A 5,356-nucleotide genomic window follows, 5' to 3' on the forward strand; every position below is an offset into this window, starting at 1 on the left:
GGTACGGCCGTTGCTCCCACACGGTAAACGCCGGGGTGCCCAGGGCCGCAACGCCTTCGACCTTTTTGCGAAACCACTTGCTGTCCACTTCCGGGAACAACTCAAAAAACGAACTGCCATTGGCCACCGCTGGCTGCACGCCAGAACGGTTTTCCATAAAGGTGTTCCACACCAGCACCCGGTAGTCCTCGTCGAACACCACCACGCCCACGTCAATGCTCTGCACAATGGCGAGCAGCCAGTGAAATTCGTTGAGGTCGATCGGCTCGTTCATGGTGGCCGCCTAGTTCATCAAGTACGCGAGTTTTTTGTTTAGCAACTGCACCGAGTCTTCGCTGAACAACATCAACAGGTCGAAGTGAATATCGTGGCCTTCCAGGCTGTAGCTGATTTCCACCGCCAGGGTTTTCTGGTTGCGCCGGCTGTTCACCTGAATCAGTTCGTCGATCGCCAGGTGTTCGCCAAGAATCTGCGGGTGGCTCTGGGAAAACACCACATCGATCTGTTCGGCAATGCCCGCCAGGCAGGCGCCAATCACCAGGGTGGAGAGGTCAAGGAGCATTTCCAGGTCGCCGCCATCATTGCCATCGCGGTGCAGCAGCTTGGCCATATCGGCAATTTCCGAGTCATGGAAAATCAGCAGCGCCTCGCCGGCAATGCCGCTGCCGATATAGCCCTGACAAATAGCCGTCAGGCGTTCATCGCCGCGCTGCACATCGGCCAGAGCCATTTGCAGCTCACCTACTTCCAGCAGATTGACGTTAGGCACCGGCAGCTGCACAAACACATCCAGTACCCGCGCCAGCAGCGCACCGGCACGGCCGATAGCGACGTTGACGGTTTCTTGCAGCACATCGCGAAAGCTGGTGGGCCCGTCGATAGCGGGGGTGTTGGCGGCAATATCCTGCTGCGGCACGGCGAGCAGGCCGTGGGTGTGCAGGGTGGCGCGGAATTCGTCGGGGTCGAAGGGTTTGCGTAGGAAGGCCAGGGCGCCCAGGTCGAGCACGCGGCGCACCGCTTCTTCCTGCACGTCGGCGGAAATCACGATGATGTGCGCCTGCAGGCCCTCTTCGCGCACCGCGCTGAGCACCTGGTAGCCGTCCATCACCGGCATGGTCAGGTCCAACAGCACCACACGGCCCAAACCATTGCGAATGGCTTCAAGGCCGGCCTGGCCGTTGTTTACCTCGGTGATCGACACCGCCCACTCAGGCGGCAGCGCACGCAATAGCTGCTTACGCGCCATGCTTGAGTCATCACACACCAGAAGGGGAATTGAAGGCATCGCCAGGTTTCTCTTCGCGCTCGTACTACGCCGAAATCAGCCAATCGAGAACAAGGTGCGGATAATGGCTCAATGATGGCAATTGCGTCCACGTCGAAATCGACATTTACGACCGCAAGTAACGCGCCAAACGGGCATTGCAGAGAATTCTAGCGCCCAATTACCGGCTATTCGGTCAGCGCCAGAATCGCCCGGGCCGCCCCTTCGCTGCCTGGGTTGCTCTGCATGGCGCGACTGATGCCCTGTAAACGCTCCGCCAACGGCAGGTCCGCAAGCAACCGTTGCAGCGCATTTGGCAGGGCTTTCAGCGGCGCGGCGAAGCGCGGCAGATACGCGCCAACGCCTACTTCTTCAGCCCGCCGCGCGTTGTCGTGGCCGTCCCAGCAGTAGGGAATCACCACCGACGGCAGGCCAAAATACAGCGCCTCGCAAAAGCTGTTGTTACCGCCGTGATGCACGAATAGCCGGCACTCGCGCAATACCGCAGGCTGTGGAAACCAGCTGTCGAGGTAGACGTTATCCGGCACGCTGTCGTACATCTCGCGGTAGGCGCCGACGTTGATCAAAAAGCGGTACGGCAAGCCGGCCACCGTGGCGATCAACTGCTTCATCATTTGCACATCGGCCGCACCCAAACTGCCAAAGCTCACGTAGATCAGCGGTGCATCGTTATGGGCGGGAAACTCCGGCACCACATAGGGGGCTTCGGAGCGCACGCAGCCATCCAGGTACACATAACGCTCAGGTGTTAACGGCTGTTCACGGTTGTAACGAACCGGGGTGGGCGAGAGCAACAGGTTCAAATACGGCGAGTCATCGAGAAACTGCCCCGGTGGGCAAAGTGGGTGCTGGCAGCTTTCCAGAAAGCGCGAAAAGCGTGCATGGGCTGGCGCCACTGCTGCGTTATAGCGGCTGACAAACGCCGTGCGCGCGGCCTTATCACTGCCGGCACAACCGGACAAATACGGCGGCACCGCCGCGTCGGGCAATTCGGTTTCCGCGCACGACACCATCCGCACCCACGGGCACCCGGCTTTGCTGATGGCCGGAAAGGTGACCACGTTGTCGAGCACGATCACATCCGGACGCAAGCGGGCGAGCAACTGCTGCAAGGGCTTTTCCGCCTCGATAGCGGTGTCGATGATCGCTTCCCAGGCCGGCGCTACGTAGCTGTCGATTTGCTCCAGCGGTGTCTGGTCGAAGTAGGGAATGTTCTTCTCAATGAAGTTTTCCCAGTAATGCTGATGCTCAGCGGCGGACAGCTTGGTCTGCGCCGGAATCGGAAACTCGGCAAAGCCGTACTCGGCGAAAATCCCCTGAAAATGCGCATGGCAAATAAACACCGGCTTAGCGCCCAAGCCCTTAAGCACCTGGGCAATGCCAATGCAGTTCAGCGCGGCACCAAAGCTGGCTTCAGGGAAAAAGGCGATTAGCGGTTCTTTGGACATGCAGGGGAATCCACACTTCGTCGGAGAGCCACCGTCGCCCCCGCGTAGGCGGGGGCCCAGGTACGAAGGTCAGCCAGCCAACGGTGACTCCTTCGCGACTCTGGATTCCCGCCTGCGCGGCAATGACGGTGATATCGAGGTTTAGCTACGCGGTATTTTTTAGCACAAAAAAACCAGCCGCGTAGCAAATTGCTTTAGCGCCGCACCAAGCCCACCTGCGGCACGCCACGGTTAGCGGTCTGCGGCCGCTGCGCCGAAGACAGGCGCAAGTGCAGGCGCATCAGGTCGGCGGCGATTTCCATCTGCCCGCGCTCGATGCATTCGATGATGCGCAAATGCTCGCGCAGCGCCTCTTGCAGGCGGTGCACGCTAACCATCGGCAGCAGATTGGGCAAGCGTCGCAACGCCTGGTGATGGAGCAGGGCGTCGCGAATAAATTGGTTGCCACAGCTCTGCGCGATGCATTCGTGAAAGCTGATATCCAACTCGCGAAACTGCTGAATATCAAAGGTGCCGATGCTCTGCCCGAGCAGCACTTCCATGCTTTCGCGCAGCAATGCCAGGCGCGCCAAGTCGGCTTCAAAGCCTGGGCTAAGCAGTGCTTGCGGCTCCATGATCAGCCGGTAATGCAGGCTATCTTCCAGCGCTGCGAGGTTATTCAACAGCGGGCGAAACAGCCACGATTGCCCCGGCCCACGCTCTAGCACCTGGCTTTCGCTCAGTTGAGTGATGACTTTCTGCGCGGCCGGGCGAGCAATGTTGTAGCGGCGCATCAACTCACTGACGCTGATGCTGTTGCCCAACCGCCCAGCCATGCGGTCGCGCAAGGCCGAGGTGGCCAAGGCTTCTTCCTCCGCCTGCGGCAAGGCCAGGCTTACCGCCTGGTTGGCCGGCAGCGCCAGCACGCTGTAGCCCTTGCCGGCTTCATGGCTGAGCAGATTTTCTTCCAGCAACACCTTAAGCGCCGCCCGCACCAGAGTGCGAGACACCTGAAACGTGCGCGCCAACGCCTGCTCAGACAAGGCCGAACCGACCACCAGGCCGCTCTCCTGCACATGTTCAAGAATGCGCCGGGCCAGTTCCAGGTGGTTGCCCCGTGGTTTTTTTTCGTTGCTGCTGCTCAAGCCGGTAATCCCTGCAATCAAGTGCTGGGCCACCTTATGCCATAGCAACTGGTGGCCAACAAGAACACAACATGCCTGCGAAAAAAGCGTTGACATATAACTTTGTCAGTCTTAATTTCGAAAAAAAAACATATTAGCTAGATTTTGCTGCACTGCCTTCGAACACCAACAACAACAGTCGTTAGGAGCGCGCAACATGAGTAAGCTGAAAAACCTCGTGTCACTGGGGTTCGCTGTTTCCCTGGCTATAACGGCTCAAGCGGTCAGCGCTAAAGACCTGGTGATCTCCATCTGGGACGGCTATATGGCCCCCGATGCGTTAGACAAATTCAAGGCCGCCAGCGGCGTCGACACCGACAAAGCGCTGCACGCCACCAACGAAGAAATCATGGGCAAACTGATGGCCAACGGTGGCGAAGGCTACGACGTGGTCTTTGTTTCCTCACCCTTCGCCGAAGTGCTGCACAAGCAAGGCCTGCTGGCCGATATCGACCCGGCCAAACTACCCAACCTGAAAAACCTCTACCCCGAAGCGGGCAAGCTGGAATACGACGTCGGCAACACCTTCTCCGTGCCCTACACCTGGGGCACGACCGGCATCTGCTACCGCTCCGACAAAATCGCCACTGCCCCCAGCAGCTGGAAAGAACTGCTCAACCCCAGCGATGCGCTAAAAGGCAAAGTCACCCTGCTGGCCACCGACCGCTGGATGCTCGGCGCCGGTTTTCTCGCCAACGGTTGGTCGGTGAATGACACCGACGCCAAGCACTTGGCCACCGTTAGCGAAGAGCTGATCGCAGCGAAAAAACGCATCCTCTCCTTTGACGACACCACCTTCTACTCCAAGCTCGCCTCGGGCGAGGCGCTGATGGCCCACGCCTGGGACGGCTGGTGCAACTACGGTACCCAGGCCAACACGGCAATCAAATTCACCGTGCCCAAAGAAGGCTCCGACCTGTGGGTCGACACCATGGTCGTGCTGAAAAGCTCCAAGCATCAGGATGAAGCGTTCAAGTTCATCAACTTTATGCTGGCCAAGGAAAACCACGCCTGGGTCGCGGAAAACATCCTCTACAAAGTGCCCAACCAAGCGGCCATGGAAGGGCTCGCCCCCGACCTGCTCAAGCAGTACCCCAACCTCACCACCAGCCCGGCTGAGTTGCTGAAGATGGAGCAATTGCGGGATGTCGGCGGCGCCACGCAAAAGGCCTACACCCGCGCCGTCACCGAAATCATGGCCTCGGGTAGCTAAACGCCGCTAAATCGTAGGTTGGGTCGGTCCGCGTTCGGTGAGCCATAGGCGAAGCCCAACGGGCAAGACCGATACGCGCCGGCCTGTTGGGCTTCGCTTCGTTCAACCCAACCTACGCCCCCTCGCATGTGCCCGTAGAGAGTCGTTTCAATGAGTTCATTGCACGCTGATAGGAAACTATCGGCCTGGCTGCTTACGCCCGGGCTTGGCTGGCTGTTGGTATTTTTAGTGCTGCCGTGCCTGCTGG

Annotated in this window: 5 protein-coding genes; 1 reads left to right on the top strand and 4 read right to left on the bottom strand. The window is 59.3% G+C overall.

The annotated features are described in order from the left end of the window. From AAAB16_RS22455 to AAAB16_RS22470, 4 genes are all read right to left on the bottom strand, one after another. The coding region (locus tag AAAB16_RS22455) for a PAS domain-containing protein (RefSeq protein WP_340665334.1) at positions 1 to 274 on the bottom strand (274 nt) is incomplete at its 3' end. Positions 275 to 283: 9 nt separating this feature from the next. Then, complete coding sequence (locus AAAB16_RS22460) at positions 284 to 1,285, bottom strand: response regulator (RefSeq protein ID WP_340665335.1); 1,002 nt, start codon at positions 1,283 to 1,285, stop codon at positions 284 to 286. Positions 1,286 to 1,452: 167 nt separating this feature from the next. Further along, entirely contained in the window at positions 1,453 to 2,733 is a 1,281-nt protein-coding gene (locus AAAB16_RS22465; protein ID WP_340665336.1) for a glycosyltransferase, read from the bottom strand. Positions 2,734 to 2,927: 194 nt separating this feature from the next. Next, positions 2,928 to 3,878 (bottom strand): GntR family transcriptional regulator, encoded by a 951-nt coding sequence (locus tag AAAB16_RS22470; RefSeq protein WP_340665337.1) that lies wholly within the window; start codon positions 3,876 to 3,878, stop codon positions 2,928 to 2,930. Positions 3,879 to 4,053: 175 nt separating this feature from the next. Here AAAB16_RS22470 and AAAB16_RS22475 point away from each other — a divergent pair, with 175 nt between their 5' ends. Then, positions 4,054 to 5,109, top strand: a complete 1,056-nt coding sequence (locus tag AAAB16_RS22475) for a spermidine/putrescine ABC transporter substrate-binding protein (protein ID WP_340665338.1) — start codon at positions 4,054 to 4,056, stop codon at positions 5,107 to 5,109. Positions 5,110 to 5,356: the final 247 nt, after the last annotated feature.

The sequence above is a fragment of the Pseudomonas sp. genome (assembly GCF_037994325.1).
Classification (GTDB): domain Bacteria; phylum Pseudomonadota; class Gammaproteobacteria; order Pseudomonadales; family Pseudomonadaceae; genus Aquipseudomonas.

Bases quoted from the DNA above. Each gene is read 5' to 3' on its own strand.
- AAAB16_RS22460 (WP_340665335.1), bottom strand. From the start codon at position 1,285: ATGCCTTCAATTCCCCTTCTGGTGTGTGATGACTCAAGCATGGCGCGT.
- AAAB16_RS22465 (WP_340665336.1), bottom strand. From the start codon at position 2,733: ATGTCCAAAGAACCGCTAATCGCCTTTTTCCCTGAAGCCAGCTTTGGT.
- AAAB16_RS22475 (WP_340665338.1), top strand. From the start codon at position 4,054: ATGAGTAAGCTGAAAAACCTCGTGTCACTGGGGTTCGCTGTTTCCCTG.